Source organism: Candidatus Hydrogenedentota bacterium, assembly GCA_019695095.1.
GTDB lineage: Bacteria > Hydrogenedentota > Hydrogenedentia > Hydrogenedentales > SLHB01 > JAIBAQ01.
In genome coordinates this window covers 1-18914 of the sequence record JAIBAQ010000116.1, presented here as the reverse complement: position 1 = coordinate 18914, position 18914 = coordinate 1, and the positions used below count along the sequence as shown (strand labels likewise).

Annotated in this window: 12 protein-coding genes; 4 read left to right on the top strand and 8 right to left on the bottom strand. The window is 59.0% G+C overall.

The features are described from left to right. Positions 1 to 492: 492 nt before the first annotated feature. The 5 genes from K1Y02_17470 to K1Y02_17450 form a co-directional block, all read right to left on the bottom strand. Complete coding sequence (locus K1Y02_17470; protein ID MBX7258155.1) at positions 493 to 1794, bottom strand: pyridoxal phosphate-dependent aminotransferase; 1302 nt, start codon at positions 1792 to 1794, stop codon at positions 493 to 495. Positions 1795 to 2002: 208 nt separating this feature from the next. Continuing rightward, positions 2003 to 3793, bottom strand: a complete 1791-nt coding sequence (locus tag K1Y02_17465; GenBank protein ID MBX7258154.1) for a hypothetical protein — start codon at positions 3791 to 3793, stop codon at positions 2003 to 2005. A 357-nt stretch (positions 3794 to 4150) separates the two neighbouring features. Further along, positions 4151 to 4336, bottom strand: coding sequence for a hypothetical protein (locus tag K1Y02_17460; GenBank protein ID MBX7258153.1), 186 nt, complete (start codon positions 4334 to 4336; stop codon positions 4151 to 4153). 94 nt (positions 4337 to 4430) lie between these two features. Further along, positions 4431 to 4700 carry a hypothetical protein gene (locus K1Y02_17455; protein MBX7258152.1) on the bottom strand — a complete coding sequence of 90 codons (270 nt, stop codon included), beginning with the start codon at positions 4698 to 4700 and terminating at the stop codon, positions 4431 to 4433. A gap of 63 nt (positions 4701 to 4763) precedes the next feature. After that, the gene (locus K1Y02_17450; GenBank protein ID MBX7258151.1) at positions 4764 to 5960 is read right to left on the bottom strand and encodes a Gfo/Idh/MocA family oxidoreductase; all 1197 of its coding nucleotides are present in this window, start codon (positions 5958 to 5960) and stop codon (positions 4764 to 4766) included. Positions 5961 to 6248: 288 nt separating this feature from the next. On the opposite strand from K1Y02_17450, the gene K1Y02_17445 reads away from it, so the two are divergent. After that, complete coding sequence (locus K1Y02_17445; GenBank protein MBX7258150.1) at positions 6249 to 7802, top strand: aldehyde dehydrogenase family protein; 1554 nt, start codon at positions 6249 to 6251, stop codon at positions 7800 to 7802. 160 nt (positions 7803 to 7962) lie between these two features. On the opposite strand, the gene K1Y02_17440 is transcribed toward K1Y02_17445, so the two are convergent. Next, on the bottom strand, positions 7963 to 9132 hold the full coding sequence (locus tag K1Y02_17440; protein ID MBX7258149.1) for an alpha/beta fold hydrolase: 1170 nt from the start codon (positions 9130 to 9132) through the stop codon (positions 7963 to 7965). Between the two features lie 150 nt (positions 9133 to 9282). Between K1Y02_17440 and K1Y02_17435 the strand changes: the two genes are divergently transcribed. Continuing rightward, positions 9283 to 10323, top strand: coding sequence for a Gfo/Idh/MocA family oxidoreductase (locus K1Y02_17435; protein ID MBX7258148.1), 1041 nt, complete (start codon positions 9283 to 9285; stop codon positions 10321 to 10323). Between the two features lie 119 nt (positions 10324 to 10442). Here K1Y02_17435 and K1Y02_17430 read toward each other — a convergent pair whose 3' ends face one another. Further along, complete coding sequence (locus K1Y02_17430) at positions 10443 to 13259, bottom strand: DUF4861 domain-containing protein (protein ID MBX7258147.1); 2817 nt, start codon at positions 13257 to 13259, stop codon at positions 10443 to 10445. A 119-nt stretch (positions 13260 to 13378) separates the two neighbouring features. Here K1Y02_17430 and K1Y02_17425 point away from each other — a divergent pair, with 119 nt between their 5' ends. Further along, the gene (locus K1Y02_17425) at positions 13379 to 16399 is read left to right on the top strand and encodes a heparinase II/III-family protein (protein MBX7258146.1); all 3021 of its coding nucleotides are present in this window, start codon (positions 13379 to 13381) and stop codon (positions 16397 to 16399) included. Positions 16400 to 16419: 20 nt separating this feature from the next. Here K1Y02_17425 and K1Y02_17420 read toward each other — a convergent pair whose 3' ends face one another. Then, positions 16420 to 17604, bottom strand: coding sequence for a hypothetical protein (locus tag K1Y02_17420; GenBank protein MBX7258145.1), 1185 nt, complete (start codon positions 17602 to 17604; stop codon positions 16420 to 16422). 844 nt (positions 17605 to 18448) lie between these two features. Between K1Y02_17420 and K1Y02_17415 the strand changes: the two genes are divergently transcribed. Then, positions 18449 to 18914, top strand: a 466-nt coding sequence (locus tag K1Y02_17415) for a hypothetical protein (GenBank protein MBX7258144.1), incomplete at its 3' end; no start/stop codon positions are given.

Genomic DNA, 18914 nt, shown 5'->3' with positions numbered 1-18914 from the left:
GAGCCAAGCGAACAGCCTTTTCTCTTGAGTGCCGTAGGCACTGCAGACTCTAGCCTGGGGTGAGATTCGCGTCACCGACGCGAATCGAAACCCCAGGTACCCGCCATAAACTAACAAGAGCCCTGTAGGGGCGAGACTAACTCACACGGTCTGTTTTCCGCGCGCGACAGCGATGCTCATCCCCGCGACCGGTCTCCAACCCCCACCGCCAATGTCATCCTGAGTCCGCCCCCGGCGGACGAAGGATCTGGCTTGAAAATAAGACGACCGCCGATCCCCGAGCGCGGCGCGGTTTACGCCGTGGATTACGAATGACGCACGGCGAGGGCGTGATTATCTCACTTCATTCGTGTGATTCGCGTGATTCGTGGTTGACCTATTCTCAGCCACACTCCGTGTTGTGGCAGGGCCTCCTGATCCGCCGTGGCGGACCACTCCGCCGACACACTTGTCGGCACGCGACCGAATGTCTCCAGTCTCACGCCCCCACGCCTACGAATTCACGTACTGCTCAATCGACTCCCGCAGCGTCTTGAAGATCCACGCGCGCTTGGCATTGTCAGTTTCCAGCAAAGTCATGCGGAATCCGTCATGCGTACACTGGAAGCCCGTCAACGGCACCACCACAATACCCGTCGCCCCCATGAGGTAATAGACAAACCGCTTGTCCGGAGCGACATTCTGAACCAATGCCTCGATACGCTCACGGATTACCGGGTTTTCGATATGCAACGTCTGATTGTTGTTGAGAACGCCCGGCTTGAACATGACTGTAAAGTAGAACGCCCCGCCCGGCTTGTTACAAATCACCAAATCGCAGTCCGCAAACGCCTTCATGGCTTCATCCGCGCGCGCATCGAACATCGCTTCACGGCGTTCCAAATGCGGAATGAACCGAGGATCGCCCATCACCTTGGGAATCGACATCTGAGGCAGCGTCGTCGACGACACCTCCAGCCGCTTGGCCGCAAGCAGACTGTTCACATACGTTGCGAAATTCTCATCCCTGCCCTTGTTCAGAATCTCGAGCCAACCGCAACGCGACCCCGGCCACGGATACTCCTTGCTGATTCCCCGCATCGCAATCGCGGGCACGTCCCCAATCCATTCGCTCATGTGCAGCCGCGGCTCGCCGTTGTACACAATGTGCACGTAGATTTCGTCGGCGATCATGAACAGCTTATGCTCGCGCGCGATCTGCGCGATCTCCTCCAATAACTCTTTGGGATAAACCGCCCCCGTCGGGTTGTCCGGCGAAAGCAACAAAATACCCGCGATCGAATCGTTGTACTTGACCTTGTTCCGGATATCGTCCACATCCGGCATCCACCCGTTATACGGATCGAGATTGTACGTTACGTGGTTATACCCGGAATGCGCCGCCTCCGCGCTCGAATGCGTGCTGTATGCCGGCGACGGTCCCAAAATACGCGCCTCGCGCCGAAGAAACCCATACACCTTGGCCACCGCGTCGCCCAGGCCGTTGAAGAACATGATGTCATCCGTCGTGATGCGTACGCCCCCCGGCCGGGCATTCACATGCGACGCCAAAAACTCGCGCGTCTCCGGCACACCCGCCGTGTCGCAATACGCCCACGACGTCGGATTGTCCACCAAATCACGGACGATTTCCCGAATCCAGTCCGGAACGGCCTCTCCCTTTTGCACGGGGTCGCCGATGTTCTCCCAGGATATCTCGCGTCCCATGCTGCGAATCTGATGGGCCACGCTCACGATCTCGCGTATCTCGTAACTGAGGCTGCCCGCCCCCATATGAACGATGTTTCTTCTCATGATTCTTCCAGACTGGGTTAAAAGAACAACGACGGCCAACGGCCGTCCCGCAGATAAATCAATCCCCCGAACAAGGAAATGGCTGCGTACCAAGACCCGGAGGTATGCATATCACCGGCCACGTTCGGCTGGGAATGTGCCTTCATGGTACAGCGGACAGGGAAAGGATTGCAAAAGAAGCGGACTCACTTAGTACTCTTCTGGCCGCTTAGCTGTCTTCTTCCGCTCCGTGATTCGCCCTCTGCACCCGATAGGCACACCAACCGAATAGGGGCAGCAACAGTGCAAGCGGCCACCAGCGAAGCGGAACTGCGGGCACGCCCGACGCTATCAAGACCAAAAGGCTGACTCCCGTGGCAGGGGCACTTATGCCCCATACATTGGTCGCAGTGTCTGCTGCTATAGAAATACCTAGTGTGCCGTCGCCTGCAAGGTTAGAAATCGTCACGATGCGCACCGAACCGCTACCGCTCACATTCACCGTACCGGTCGCCGTGCCTGTCGTATGCAAGTCTATGTCCGCCGCGCTCAGAGTGATCACGGTTGCGCCCCTGTAGGTAACCGTGAACACTATTGTGTCCGGGTTGGAGATCGAAGGCGTGCCGATGATGACCCGTGGTGGGGAATTGCTCATCGTGGAACTCACCGCGAAAAGAATGTCCTCGTCCGATCCGATTGTTCCCTCTAACGTGTCAAACGAGGACCACACGGCCACCCAGTGGCCTGCGTTGTCCGTTGTCACCTGCGAGCCCCAGTCTCTGCCGGAATCGAAAGCTGCATTGGTGTTAAGTGCGACGGGAGGGGTCCAGGTCTCCCCATCGTCCGTTGAGCGCGATACCAGAATGTCACCATCAATACCAATCGCTCCGCTCAACGAATCGTATGTGTCCCATACAATTACCCAGGTTCCCGCTTTGTCCGTTGTCACCTGAGGATTCCAGTCATCGCCGGAATCATTGGCCCCGTTGGCATTAAGCGTGGCGGGCGGCGTCCAGGTCACCCCATTGTCCGTCGAACGCGACACCTTAATGTCGTAATCAAAGGCACGAAAATCACCCGACGACCACACTGCTACCCAGTTGCCCAATTCGTCCGTCGTAACTTGGGGATCGATATCAGTATTCCAATCACTGCCCGCGTCGGCGTTGAGCGCAGCGGGCGGGCTCCAGGTCAGCCCGTTGTTCGTTGAGCGTGACACCAGAATGTCATAGTCGTCTCCGATCGCCCCCCCCAGTGTGTCGGATGAATGCCACACTGCAACCCAGTGGCCCATTTTGTCTGTCGTTATTTGCGGATACCAATCCTCTCCCACATCGTAGCCCGCATTCGTATTCAGCACTGCGGGGTAGCTCCAAGTCAGTCCGTTATCCGTCGAGCGCGATACCAGAATGTCAAGATCAACTCCAATTACCTCCCCCAGAGTCTCCCATGACTGCCACACGGCCACCCAATGCCCCGCGCCATCTGTCGCTATCTGAGGCGCAACGTCACCACCAAAGTCAACAGGCGCGTTGATATTCAACGCGGCGGGCGGGCTCCAGGTCAGCCCGTTGTTCGTTGAGCGCGATACAAGTATATCGCCGTCTGTCCTGAGCAGAATATCGCTCCATTCTCCTGAACTCCACACAGCTACCCAGTGGCCCGCATTGTCCGTAGACACTTGGGGGAATGAGTAGTCACTTCGGTCCGAAGCGGCATCCGGATCCAGCGCGGTGGAGGCGGTCCAGGTCACGCCATTATCTGTGGAGCGCGATACCAGGATTTCGCGATATCCTCCGATTATTCCTACGCGGTCATTCTTTGACCACACGGCCACCCAATGGCCTGCACCATCTGTTGTTATTTGAGGCTCGCCGTCAAGGGTGGAGTCGGTGGCTGCGTTCGCATCCAATGCGGCAGGCGCACTGAAACCGAAGTCCGCCTTGGCGCTAAGGCAAGCGGCGCATAACCCTCCTAGTACCAGCAGAATACACTCCAGTCGAACCACTGTACCCAGCATGATGTTCTCCTTTGAACTGTGCGCCCCCGAAGAACAAACAAAACCTAAAAGCCCGGCCCTTGGCGGCTGCTTCTGCTCAAGCGCGTGTAGTCACCCACTCCGTGTATAAGTTATCCGATATAGTAAGTATACACGATTGACTATCGGTGTATAGCCCCAATCAGGCAAATTGTTGTACACAAAGACTCGGAGGAGTCCATTTTGCAGGCCAAGCTCGGTCGGGAATATGCCTGCACGGTAAAGCGGACAGGGAAAGGACTGCAAAAGGATATCACGGACGGATCGTGACGTCAGGCTATATAGGAGCCCTTCCAAACTGGACACAGCTCAGCCGCCGCTCACTTTTCGGAGACGAAATCACTTCCACTTGCTGATTTCATTTAGCGTTCGCGCCCCCCGTGACGCCATTACGGCCGCGGGCAGGTGCTTGGCCACCAAGCGATAGGCATCCTTGCGCTCTGCAAAAAGCATCGGCAGAATGATTGCCTTCTTGCGCGCTTCCGTCCAAAGGACTACCGGCAGACCGAAACCGCGACACTTCACGCGTACAATGTCCGACCAAAGTATTACTTGCGGTGGTTTCAGGAGGCGCCCAAAAAACAAGTCCCCTATTGTAGAACCGTGTTGTGTGCGCGTTTTAGAGGTTTGTCAAAACTTGGGCCACAAATAGTGTAAGCAGAGTGCGATAGCCGACCAACTGGATTATCGCCCAAAAGTAGTGCTCGTGAACCCAAATGCTGCCAAAACGTTGGCTCAGAACTATAAACAGGTCAAAAGTCAGAGAGACTACCCAAACACAAGCAACGGAGAAGATGGCAGTCTTGACGACCTTCTCCGTAGGTTGTACCTCTACGCGCAATTCCTCTCCGAGGACGTCGTCAGCCTTCCCTTCTAACTCGTCTGGCATCGTGTCCTCACTATACCCAAGCCCCCACACGGCGTCTCACCTCGTTAGTGTGCAGAGAGGTCCCTACAGCGTGTACTGCGGAATCTTGAGAAGTTCTCCGCCCTTCATCGCCGACTGGTGCGCCACGATTCCCGCAACCGTCATGTTCAGCGCCCACGCAATGTTTACCAGCGGCGTGCGAGCCTGAAGTATCGACGTGATGAATTCGTTGCAGAGATACCCGTGCGAACCACCGTGACCGCCAGGCGTGACCGTCGGCGGCAGGGGCGGTTTCACTATATTCACAGCAGGTTTCTCAAGGCCCTCGAAGTTCACGCCGGCCATCGAACCGCGCTCGCCTCGTACGCGGCCCATCTCGCCGCCCGAGCCCGGCGTGTCCCAACTGACCGCCATGCGCGCCATGCCGCCTTCGCTCGTCCGGAACAACGCTATCTCCGTGCCATACGGATTGGCGTAGGGATTGTTCGCGGGTTGCAGGTGCGGAATAATGCTCGGAATGCCCATGCACGACACTTCCGTGAAGCTCCCGCCGGTAACGGCGACGTAGTAGGCATTCGAGTGCGTCGGATAGTATTGAGGCGGCAGACCCACGCGCCACCCCTTGTACGAATCGATGGGAACGTCCATGTAGTGGTAATACTCGCCCTCCGAATACACCATCTTCCCGAAGCCGCCCGCCTTGAAGATCTCGCGCATGGCATAGCACTCATCGTGATAGGCCGACGTCTCGAACATCATGTAATTGAGTCCCGACTTCTTGACGGCCTCATACAACCGATCCGCATCTTCCAGCGATCCGAACACCGCGGGCACCGCCGATGCCACGTGTTTGCCGTGCTGCAACGCATCGATGCAGTTCTGGCAATGGCTCGGCGCGTCCGTCGCCACGAACACCGCCTCTATCGCGTCGTCCTTGACCAACTCTTCCAGCGAGGGATAGGTCTTCGTGCACTTGCACACCTGCGCCAATTCGGCGCAACGTTCGGGAATCAGGTCGCTGACGGCAACCACCTCCACATTGGGATGATTCTGCAAATCGAATGCCGCGCCAAACTTGCACACGCCGTAGCCAACAATACCGAGCCGGATCTTCCGGTCAGAAACGGGCTCCCACGTCTTCGTCGTGTCGGTGTTGCTCTTCGTATCCTCAAAACCCTGAATAGGCTTCTCCTGAGCAGAGGCCCCCTGGCTCAGCGCAAATACCCCCGCGCCCACCGCGGCACCTTTAAAAAACGAACGTCTCGACAACGACCCCGCCATGACCGCACCTCCCTCTTACGCCGCCGTTGCTCGCGGCACTACTCGGGGCAGAGTACATCTCAGGCCACTCACTTCTCCAGTTCTCCTAAGGCGCGCCCAATTCCCCGCGTACACGTCCGGCCTTCCTGCTTGTGTTTCGTCGCGGATTGCCGGTATCTTCAGTGTGCAACGTAGCTCCAGCACGGTACGTTTGCGGGGATGGGGGAAGCATCCGCCTGGGTCGCCAAACGCGGGGGTGCGTTTGTCCGGCATCGACAAAGGGTGGATGCGATGCACGAGGGCAGAAACATGGAAGAAGTACCGGTCAGGAATCCGCGCAACGGCAACGTCCTTTACACGCTGAAGGAATACTCGGACGAAGAGGTCGCGGCCATCTACGGCAACGCCCGCGCTGCCTTCGATACGCTCAAAAGCATGTCCGTCCGGCAACGCCTGGACGAAATCCGGAAACTCCGCGACTACATTGTTGCGAACAAGGAACGCATCGTCGCGCGCATCTGTGAAGAAACGGGCAAGTGCAAAACGGACGCCCTGCTTCTGGAAATCTACGCGCTACTTGACCTCATCGCCTACTACGATAAGACCGCCGAGAAGACGCTCGCCGACCAGGCGGTCTACACTCCGATCTATCTGCTCGGCAGAAAATCGAAGATCTACTTTGAACCCATGGGAATCGTGCTTATCATCTCGCCGTGGAACTATCCGTTCCTGTTGAGCTTCCATCCCATCATCTGCGCCTTGGTGGCGGGCAATTCCGTCATCCTGAAACCGTCAAGCTACACGCCGCTCAAGGGTGTGTACGAAGACATCCTCGACAACTCAGGCTTCTTGAAGAACGCCCTGCAGGTCGTCTACGGAAGCCGCGTCACCGGCAACAAACTCATCGACGCCAAACCGCGCAAGATCTGTTTCACGGGAAGCGTCGGCGCGGGCAAGAAGGTGATGGCGCAGGCCGCAAACCATCTAATCCCCGTGGAACTGGAGCTGGGCGGCAAGGACCCGATGATCGTTTTTGACGACGTCGACATTGACCGCACCGTGAACGGGGCGCTGTGGGGCGGCTACGTCAACGCGGGGCAAACGTGCACCTCCATCGAGCGCATCTTTGTGCAGGAACGCATCTACGACCGCTTTGTTGCCACGCTAAAAGACAAGGCCAGCAAGCTTCGTGTCAGCAAGTCCGCGGGCACCGATGCCGATAACGGCAACATCGACGTTGGCATCATGACCGCTTCGTTCCAGGTCGATACGGTGGAACAACAGCTCGCGGAAGCCCGCGAAAAGGGCGCGACCATCGCATTGGGCGGAACACGCGACGGACACATGGTTCCGCCGACTATCGTCACCGATGCGGACAATTCCATGCAGGTGCACGTGGAAGAAACCTTCGGCCCCGTCTTGTCGGTTGCGAAGTTCAAGACGGAAGAAGAAGCGATACGCCTTGCAAACGATTCTCCGTACGGTCTCAGCGCAAGCGTATGGTCCGCCGATCTCGAGCGCGCCGATCGCGTTGCGCGCGCACTGGACACGGGTAACGTGTCCATCAACAACGCGCTCGCCACGCAAGGCAACGGTGCCTTGCCATTCGGCGGTGTAAAGGACAGTGGGTTTGGCCGTTACAAGGGGCAGCTTGGCCTGTATTCCTTCTGCAACATCAAGTCCATCTTGGTCGACAAGCAAAGCAACAAGAGCGAACCCCATTGGTATCCCTATTCGCCCGAGAAGTACGCGCTGTTCACGAAGATCATTGATGCGCTCTTCTCTGAGGGAATCGCGAACTTCTTCAAGGCCGCGTGGCTGGGTCTCAAACTGGATCGCCTCACGCAAAAGACAAAATTGTAGCGTCAACCCCAGAACCGGAAACCTTACCTCATGTCATGCTGAGCAAAGCGAAGCATCTGGAAATGGACCGTCCTGTTTTTAAGCCAGATGCTTCGCTTTGCTCAGCATGACACCAAGGCAGGCTGTAGGACGCGGGAAAGCTTCATGACACACGCGCCGCCTATTTCATCGCATTAAACTGCTGCTCAATCCATGCGTAGGCTTCGTGCCGGACCTCAGGCGGGAAACGATGTTTGCCCGGCCCCAGCTTGCCAACAAACGACCCCTGCTTGCCGTAGAGCGCGTAGACCTGGCCGACTTGCTCATATACGTCTTTCAGATTATCCGTATTCGGGAAGATGTCGTCGTTCAACGTCGCCCAATTGAAATAAGGCTTTGGCGCGAGGCATGAAATAATCTCGTGCCAATCGAAAGGCGCTTGATCGATGTCCTCAACATAGAATCCCAGATACGGAAACAACGCGGTGAGGTGACTCCAGCGGTCGGGCCGCGGATCGGACCGCAGCGTTGTGAACCCGCAACTCGCCATCACAAGCTTAATCCTCGGTTCGAACACCCCCGCCATGATCGAACCGTAAGCCCCGTGCGAATGCCCGATAACGCCGATCCTGTTAGCGTCAATTTCGGGCAACGTCTCGAGATAATCGATCACTCGGGCAATGTCCCAATTCATCTTTCCAAAGAACGACCACGTTGGGTGCTTGCGGAACAACTCGATTGCGTTGTCGTAGGGTTCACCACCTTCGGGGATGCGCTCGCCGAATCCGATCGCGTCCGGGGCGATACACACCACGCCGCGCTCGGCCAACTCTTTCGCAAACGCCATGTCCGGGTCGCCGGTCACGCCGCACGCTTCCTGCTTTCCGGGCGCTTGCGTCTGATGCAAGACGATCATCACCGGCGAATTCGCACTCGCCAACTTTTTCGGACGCAGATAATACGCAGGGATGTCGTCGTTCGGTTCCCCCGCGATGCGCAGATGTATGCGTTCGTAACTGCCCATGTCTTCGCGGCCCACCTCGACCGCCTTCGGCTGAGGCCGTTCAATTGTCCCCGGAGTGCCCAAGAATGCTTGCAGTACTGTCTTGATGCTCTCCCGTTTGGCCTCCCACTCACCGGTCGTGGCAATCGCCTTCTCGGAATCGAACGCCGTCTTGAGAAGCGGCAGCAGCTCATGGTGTCCCGCCTGCGGACTCGTTACTTCCGGCTTGGCGGCCTTCGTAATCGACAACCACTCATCCCACACAAAACCTCTCCACGCATGTGCGAAAGAAGGCGTAAGCAGAATGACGCACACAACTGCTGCAAGCGCTCGCGTTTTCCGAATCATGACAGGCACTCCCACGTTGAAAGACTCGCGCACCGTTATACGTCAAGCGGAAGGCGCGCTCAACCAGTACTCAGTTGCGCCGGTGCAAATTGCGGGCTAGGATGCTGCGAATAGAGTGAGACAACGATTTTCCGGGGGAGTGCTGGAATCATGGCGAACGACAAACGTTGCTTGGGATTCGGAATCATCGGCGCGGGTTTCATGGGGCAGACCTATGCCCGAACGCTCGCAACACAGGTCAAGAACGCGAAACTCGTCGCGGTAGCGGGCGGAACACGCGCGCAACAACTTGCTTCAGAATACAACGTCGCCTCAGAGCCTTCCGTTGAGGCATTGCTCGCGCGCTCAGACGTGGATGCGGTATGCATCGCCACGCCGCACGCGCTGCACGGACCCCAAGGTCTTGCCGCTGCCCAGGCAGGCAAACACATTGTCATTGACAAACCCATGGCCACCACGGCGGCCGCTTGCGACGAAATCCTTGAAGCATGCAAAGAGAAGGAACTCCGCTGCGAGATCACCTTCACACAGCGCGAACGGACCTGCAACATCGAAACTCGCAGGATGATTCAATCGGGCGAACTGGGCCGCCTGTATTCGATGCACAACATTCAGATCGTGCCCAACGGCATGAAGACCACGCCCCAATGGCAGCTATTGCCCGAAAACGTTGGCGTGCTCATGGGACACGGCATTCACAACATCGATCAGGTACGATGGTTCACTGGCAAGGAGGTCGCGCGAGTCTTCGCGAAACTCCGCAGCTTCGATCCCCAATACTCCGTGGACAGCACCTCAGATCTCGTGCTCACACTTGCGGACGGCACGGTCTGCACCATCTTCTGCTCGTTCGAAGTGCCAGCCCCCGGCATACCGCGCACCGGCGGCGCGACGCAGGTTGTCTGCGAACGCGGCAACATCGATTCGGATTGGTACGGCGAGCTCCGCGTGACGCGCGATGGCGGCCCCTGGGAAGTCGTGGCGAAACAGGAACCCATTGATTGGGCCGGTAAAGGATTTCTCGATCCGGTCCGGCTAAAAACCTACGCCGCCATTATCCAACGCCTCGTTGACGCCGTCCACGCGGGCGAAGGCTACGGCGGCACCGGCTGGGACGGCCGCCAATCCGTCGCCGTCGCCGAAGCCGCCTACGAATCGAGCCGGACCGGACGCGAGATCACACTGCCCTAGAACGCACCAGGGTGCTGCTATTTCCGAATAGGACGGATCGGTCCGATCCGACAGATCCGTCCTATGAATTGAGGAAGCAGCGGCCCCGCCAGGTACGAAGACCATCCACGAATAAGTTCCTAGTCGAGAGTGTGGCGATCAACTTCTTTGAGCATGCTTTCCCACGTGCTTGCGTCGGGTGCGATAGGGTATTGCATACCACGGCGCCACGTGCCAATGATCCAATAGCGGAAGTTGAAGGTTTGAAGGTCGAGGAGCGAGCACTTCAAACGTTGCTCGTCGGGCAAATCGATTAGGCCCTGCACCAACCCAGGGGGAACCATCACCGCCAGTCCTATTTCGCCGATGTCGTCGTCTTGCCTACCCCAGGTTCCCATGCAGCCGAGACCCATGTCCGAGAAACGTTTCTCTTCGGCAAGTTTCAGAAGACCAGGGGCGATCTTCGCGTCTCCGAGGCCTTTGGGAAGACGGACATCGATCATAGTCTCCGGATGCGTAGCGTAGATGTAACAACGCAAGACAACATCCATCTCGGGCGACTCAGGAATCACATTCTTCGCGACGATCTCCACAGCCGCGCGCACCGGCCCCGCACCCAGCACGCGGTGCTCGAATTTCACATGGCCCTCGCCGGCCGGGCTTTGGATTGGATACTCCTTATCTCCAATATACAGCGTGAGTCCGCCGAGACCGCTCGTCTTGTTCACGTGCAACGCATCCATGCCCCACGGCTGCTCGGCATGGTAATTCACATCTTTAGACGTGGGATAGAGCAGGCGCTCGGGCCGTGGCAACAGCCGCGACTCGTGTTTGCCAAAGAAGTCGAATTGCCCCGTGTAGAATCGATAGGCTCCCGCGTCGGACTCCCAAGCGACATAGGCGGGCGTATCAAGCACCGCGCGCGTCAGCGCCGGATACGATGGCGCAACTTCGCCTTCGGGCTCATAGAAGATAACAATCATACGCTCTTCGCTACGTCGCTGATCGAACGGAAAGATAACCTTCTCCACTCCGTCAAAGTCCCAATCGTCTACCTGATGCGGAATGGGCCGCCATGCAAGCCAGTAGTTGCCGTTGACCACCACGCAGTTGCGCGGATTGAAATCGGGGCGCACACTCTTGAGAGCTTCGACAGGCAATGAGGCAAGCGAGTTGTTGTAGGTTCCCGCTGGCTCCATGATCGACATGCTTCGCGATAACGAGCGTCCGTTCATGACGAACGGGTGTTCGTATGCGCTTTTCACAAGGGCAGGATCGAGGAACGCCTCGAGCCCCACAGTGGCGTCTAGGTATCGGCCGTCCCAGTATGCTTCCTCCACCCCGGGCCACTTCGAGTCGGAGGCGAGTTTGGCCCGGAGATGCGCAAACAACCGATCGCGAACGAGGTCCACATAGAGACGCGCGCCGCCGGGCGTGTTTTGGATGGTGAGCCCAATCTCGCATTCGGGATGGTAACCGGCTAGCGGTCCGGCATAATACTGGACGACACTCGAGACATCGGCGGGCGAAGCGCCGAGAATCGCCAGCGCAAGATCGACAAACCCTTGACTCGTCCCCACCGTATCAAGAAGTGACTCGCGGTACTTCGGTACGAGGTCTTCAAAGGTTGGCGGATACAACTTGTTCGGTGCATTTTTGCCCTTTAACAGTTGCGTCCATTCGGGTGTACCGTCGGCGTTGAGGTCCGCCGTGCGTGTATCGAACATGCCGTCGCCATCGTCGTCGGCCCATGTGTAGGCCGCATCCGCTACGCCGTCGAGATTGTAGTCGACATCCAGGTAGCCGTATTTGGCTCCCAACAAGTGGAAGCGTTTATCGCGCGGATTGAAATAGAGTTGCAGCGGCGATGCGGGCTTATCCGAGACCTCGACGCGCTTGTTAAATGCCGAACACGGCGGGCCGCCCACCTGCGCGAAATCGCCGTTTTTCGATGCGTGGTTAAGCACACCTTCCCAGCGTTCGTTCGGATCTTGATCGACGTTGCCGTCGGTGTTGCTGTTAAGTTCGTCCCATGTAAGCATGGCCTTGCCCCAAGGTGCATTCAGCGCGAACTCGCGCGTCTTGCTCCACGGCAATACCGGCGACGTTTCGATACCGCGGACCTTCATCGTCTCCGAATATTCAGGCCCGAGCGTCATTCCGCCTTCGCCGGGAAACGCGGTAATACTGAAATCGTAGTTGTGCGTGCTACGGCCTTTGGCGTCGTCGTCGGCGTCGATGCTGTAGCGAAGGTTCTCCACTTCTGTGCCCTTGGCGCTGATGCGCACGACCGTTTCGCTGCACCGGTCGTCGTCCGCATCGTAAAATCCAAACGGGTCTTCCCACATGCTCATCCACGTCGCGTCGCCTTCCGCAAGGCGGAACTGATAGAAGAGCTCGTCGCCGCTGAAATGCGTGCGCCATTGACAGAGCGGCTGGTCGTAGTTGCCGTTGACGTCAAACCAAAGCATGTTGTCGTCACCAACATCAACGGCCCACCATACGGTGATGTCGTCCTTCTCGTCGGGCCACTTCTTGTCGTAGAAGATACCCATCTGATCGAGGTCGCCGTCTTTGTCGTCGTCCTGATAATCCGTCACGCAATCGATGTAACCATCGGCACGGTGGTCCCAGAAATAGATATCCGAATCGAGATCGCCGCGCTGCATCGCGTCCATGTCGCCGTCTTCATCGACCACGCGCACCAGCAATGGCGAAATCGTGTGGCGCTTGTCGGTGTCGAAATACCAGATTTCGTCCGTCTTCCCGTCGTTATTGGTGTCTCGCTTGAGTTTTTCCCCGGCGGGAAGTTTTTGTGCTTGCTCGACGAGATCGACAGGAAGAAAACGTGAGATGCCAAAAACACGTTTGAACACTTCCGAATCCGCGGGCGTCTGCCCCGCCGCCGGAAGCCCCGCAATTAGCATAATGAGAATGCCTGCCCCAACATGTTTCATGGCTCGCTACACTCCACGCGTTGTTCCCCACGCCGAACTCGCGTCATGGTAGCGTTTTAGCGCCCGATCTGCTAGCTTTCGGTGACCAGGGAATCATCCACCGAATATGGGGAGAAGACATGCCGCGCTTCGTGCAAGGCTCCATTGCCGTCCTGCTCGCAACGTTTCTGATTCAGACGGCTGCGACTGCCCAGGATCCAACTCTCGAATCGCGCAAAACGGAGTATGTGCGCGCGGTAACACGCGGCGCAGCCTTGATGCCCTGGCAATCGCCGGGAGTCTCGGAACAGGAACGCGCATTTCGCGAAGAAATCGAGCGCCGCAAAGACGCCCTTCTCGCGCACAGCGCCACGGTGAATCACCCCGTGCTCTATCTACCGGACAGCATCGCGCGAGCGCGCGCGGCCACCGAATCGAATGAACGCGCAACGAAGTGGCTCGACTCGCAGCTCTCGATTGCGTCCTACGTCATCTCCCAGCCCTCGGGATGGATCGACTCGATGATCCCCGAGGAAGCGCCCGCCAACGGATACGGATTCACGTGCCCGAAATGCGTGGGCGTTAAGAGTCAGGAAGCCGTTGGGCATACCCTGGCGCAGTGGTCGTACAAAGAGCCGGATACACTGAAGTGCGCCGAATGCGGCCAAGCCTACCCCGATCCCGCCTTCCCCGAATCCGCGACCCTCGAGTTGCCCCGCTTGGGAAGGCGCATCGGCTATTACCTCAACGACGCAGAACGCGCCAACCCCGATGACCGCTCCGGCAAACTCGCCTGGCATTGGGTGGGCCATCCCATTCACGTCAGCTTCACGGGGTTCATCCGTGAGCGGAAGATCGGATTCATGATCGGTGCTGCCCGCAGCACGGCGTTTGCCTACGCATTCACGGGCGACGTGCGTTACGCGGCGGCCACGCGCGACATCCTGGTCCGTTACGCCCGCTGTTACCGCAACTGGCCGTACCGCGACTATTGGGACACCTACGCCGACTGCGACCCCATGTACGCGGCATGGCACGACCGGTCGCTGCCCATCGAATGGAAGCGGCACTTGTGTGAAGACGCCTACGCGAAGGACTCGGTCGAGAAGGCCGCCATGTTGCGCGACTTCTGGGGCGCGGGCCGCGCGCACCCGAGTACGGACGGCATAGGCAATCTCTCTTTCCTGTGCGAGGCCTACGACCTTACCTGCACCGCCGCGGATGCGACGGGCGCACCCGTGTGGAGTGTCGCCGACCGCACGATCGTCGAACGCGATCTCCTGCTCGAATACACCATGGGAGCCGAACCTTATCTTGGCGGCGCGAACAAGGCGGACATCTACAACAACAAGTCGCCCCGTGTCTATTCGGCCATGGCCTCCGTCGCGAAGTGCCTCGGCATCACCGAGATGGCCGTTACGGCCTTGACCGGCTACGAGCGCGTGCGCGACGCCTCCTTCAATTACGACGGCTTCAGTGTGGAAAGCCCCGCGTACAACAACATGTACCTGGGCAGCCTCCTGGATGTTCCCGAAACGCTGCACGGTTTCGTGTGGCCGGATGCGGCCCAGACCGGCCGCGCGCCCGTCGATTATTACACCAGCGATCCGAAACTGAAGCTGATGTATCGCGCGGTCCTCTGGACCCTATCGTCGGAAGGAACCTATCTCCCTTTGAGCGACACCAATTCCGGCGCAAAACCGTCGGTGTCGTTGCCGCAGATGGGACTGCGCCACTACCCCGACCTCTTCGAAGGAACCTTGCCTGCGTTGGGCGCGGCGAACATGACGGAGTATGCGCTGTTTAACCTGGAGGAGTCCGCGCTTCAGAAGGATACCGGACTCGCTTTGCCGGAAACGTGTTTCCCCGCTTGGCAGACAGCGGTCTTGCGTCACGGCTCTTCGAAGACCCCGGCCACGCTCGCCCTGCCTTTCAATCCCAGCGGCGGCCATCGCCACACCGACAACCTCGCGCTCTTCTACCGCGCGAATGGCCGCGCCGTGTTGGATGACCTCGGATACGTCGGCGACATGCCCGTCAACTCATGGATACATTCAACGGAGAGCCACAACCTCATCGTCGTTGATGATGCGGCGCAGCGCGCCAAGGACCGTATCGCGGAGTTTTCGTTTATGGCCACCTCGCCAATGGCCTCGGTCGTGGAAGCCACATCGAATGCCTATGCGCAATGCACCGAATACCGCCGTCGCGTTGTGCTCATCAAAGGCCCGGACGAGAAAACGTTTGTCGTCGATCTCTTCCGCGCGTCAGGCGGTAAGAAGCACGCATTTCGCATCTGCACGGAGTACGCGGCCAGCGACACCGCCGACGCATCGCTGTCAGTCACCGGCGTGACCATGCCTCCCGAACCGCAACTGCCCCAAGTCGGAGCCAGTCTCGCCCGAGAAGACATTTTCGGCCTGCGTGACGTGCGCGCCGCAACGCCGGATGGCGATGCGTGGCAAGCGACGTGGCGCGATGCAGAAGGGGCCTACCGCATGTGGATGCTGTCTCCGTGCAACCGCGTCGAGGCATCCAACGGCCCGGCGCAGCGGAAGATCAAAGAAGCCGGACGCCGCGCGCGCTATCTCGACGCCGTGCGCGAAGGCGACAACCTCACGAGCACGTACTTCGCCATCCACGAGCCTGCCGCCGACGCGAACGCATTTCCGATTACGCAAGCGATCCGCCTAGACGTACCTGAAGCAGGACCGCGCGCGGTGGCCGCGAAAATCGAAACGTCTTTCGGCGTCTATTACGTCTTCAACGATTTCGACGCGCCCGGTGAAGTCGACGGGATTCGCTTTCAGGGAACCTTTGCCGTGGTGCGCATCGCCGAGGGCGCTCCACCACACGCCCTCAGCGTCGGCGCAACGGCACTCCTATACCACGGCAGAGGTCTCGAAAATGGCCCGGCCCAATTCGCCGGCAACGCATCGCGTCAAGACGACTCACACCTCACACTCGCGACGCAACCGCCCGCGACGTGGCCTGCGGTCAGTGCCGATGCGCAAGCCTACGTGCGCGCGAAGGTAAACGGCGCTTGGACGGGATTTCCGCTAGCAGAAGTGGCAGGCAACACGCTCACGGTAAAAGACTACCCGCTCCCCGAACTTGAAGCGGCGGAACTGCTCGCAACATGCTACGGAGCGCTTGAATAACGCGGCAACGACCCCGTGTCTCAATACTGCGTGCCGACCACTGCCCCGTCCGCGTTTTGGGTGGGCAAGGCGTTGTGCACTTTGAGGGTGCCGTCGTCTTCCACGAACACATACCAGATCGTGCCGTTAGGCGACGCCAGCTTGATGCAACCCGGCGTGTTGCCGCCGGCCCCGTTCAAGGCCGCGACAATTCCGCGCATGCTGGTTTGCACGCCCGCCACCACGTCGCCCCCTCGCACGGTAATGTCGCCGGTCAGACGGATATTTCCGTTCACGTCGAGCGCCTCGGCGGGGTCGTTCGTGTTGATGCCCACGCGGTTCGCGCAGTTCACCACAAAAGGAATGGCATTCAAAGCCGCGCCGCTGGTCCCGGAATTGGTGCGCACGGCAAACGCGTCGCGCGCATCGTTGCCCGCGACGTCCACGCTGAGGTGTCCGTTCTGACGGCTGGCAATCGACGCGCCCACCGACGTAGTTCCGGGGTTCAAGTAACTAAAGCTCGTGTTAGGAAGCACGACCAGCGGACCCACGCTGCCCGTTTCGTCGATTCGGACCGCCGTCGCCGACTTCGCCTGAATCGTCCCCGTCGCCGGAGTGACAGGTGACCCCGGCACGACCACGGTAAACGTATTCGCGTCCACGAGCGTGATCGCGAACGTGCCGTTGTACTCCTGCTGCGTCGCGCCCGACAGCGTCACATAGCTCCCGTTGGCGAACCCGTGGCTGTTGGCCACCACCGTTGCGGTGGAGCTCGAACGCGTCACGGACGTCACGGACCGCGTCACCGGCGACGACTGCACGGCCAGCGCCGCACCCGCGGGATCGGCCCCGACGCCCAGGGCCCCGTTCACGCGCAAGTTGGACGAACCCTTAACCACTTCCAACGCGTTCACCGGCGACGTGCTTCCGTTCCGCGTGCCCAACGTGAGCTTGCCATCCGCTCCCGAGAAACGCAGCGACGCCCCGTTGCTCGCGTTCGCTTGGTTCAACTCGATTCCCGCCGTATTCGACGCCCCCGCCGTCACTGTGACACGATGGTCCGCCGCCTCGCTCAACCCCACCGCGACATCCCCATCCACGACAAGGTTGCCATTGGTCGCGATATCGCCATCCTTCTCGAAATCCGCCCCGCCATCGGCGCTATCGCCATATCCCCCGCCAATGCGCAACTCTTCGACATACCTCGGATTTGTACCGGTAGCCATGACTCTTCTCCTGTGTTACGTAATCCATCCCGCGCGCAACTAAACACGACGCGCATAACAACGTTTCCATTAATAAAGGGAAAGTTCGTTGCACTGCGGGCTCTGTTGTGGCGGGGTCTCCTGACCCGTGTTGCGGCGGGGTCTCCTGACCCAGCCGCTCCTTACGACCGAATGGTCTCCCGTGTTGCGACTTAATCTCCCGCCCCAGCCTCTCTGACAATCGGCGTGCATCGGTGTTCATCGGTGCTTGAATTTCTCAAACCCAACCTCCAAGCCCGAGAACCTGCAACCAACGTGCGCTCCCTGCGCTCCCTGCGCTCCCTGCGCCTCTGCGCCTCTGCGCGAAAGATCTTTCTTCCCCGTGTTGTGGCGGGGTCTCCTGACCCAGCCACTCCGCCGACACACCTGTCGGCTAACGACCGAATGGTCTCCCCTTCCCCACTCCGCCGCTCCAACCCAGTGCAACAAACTCGCGCATATCTATGAGGTGTTACACACGAGAGCCAGAGCTCTGTCCGCCGGCACTTGAGTCAGCTAACGACCGAATAGTCTCCCGTGTTGTGACATAGTCTCCGGACCCAGGCTCGGCTCTCTGACAATCGGAGTGCATCGGTGTTCATCGGTGGTTGAATTTCTCAAACCCAACCTCCAAGCCCGAGAACCTGTAACCAACGCGCGCTCCCTGCGCCTCTGCGCCTCCGCGGGAGAGATCTTTATTCCGGGACACCCCCTTGAACCGTCAAATTGCACGGGGGCACCCCCCCTAAGGTTCATCGCCGTCGCGTTGAATCATGTGCTAGGCTGAAGCCACGATGCGGGGAATTTATTGACTGGGGGATCGGTAATGATCATGTTCCATCGTTTGAAGATATCGCTTGTATCTCTGGCGGGAGTTGTCTTCACGCTCGTTGCACCGGGCGTTGTTGCGTGGGCGGGTACCCCGGAGACGGTGATCATTGTCTACAAGACGCATTTCGATATCGGGTACACGGCGATGGCGCAGGACGTCGTGCATGAATACCGCACGGAGATGGCGGACCGCGTCTTGGATGCAATCGAGCAGAACGCGCAGCAACCGAAAGACCAGCGGTTTGTGTGGACCCTGTCGGGCTGGCCGATGACGCAGATCCTCGGCGAGGGGCAAGCCCCGGAGCGGCGGGAGAAGATCGAGAAGGCCCTGCGCGACGGCAGTCTCGTCGTGCACGCATATCCGTTCACGACGCATACGGAGACTGCGGAGCTGGAAGGCCTGGTGCGCGGCTTGGGAGTCTCATCGGCGTTGGACCGCAAGTACGGACTCCCCTTGTCCA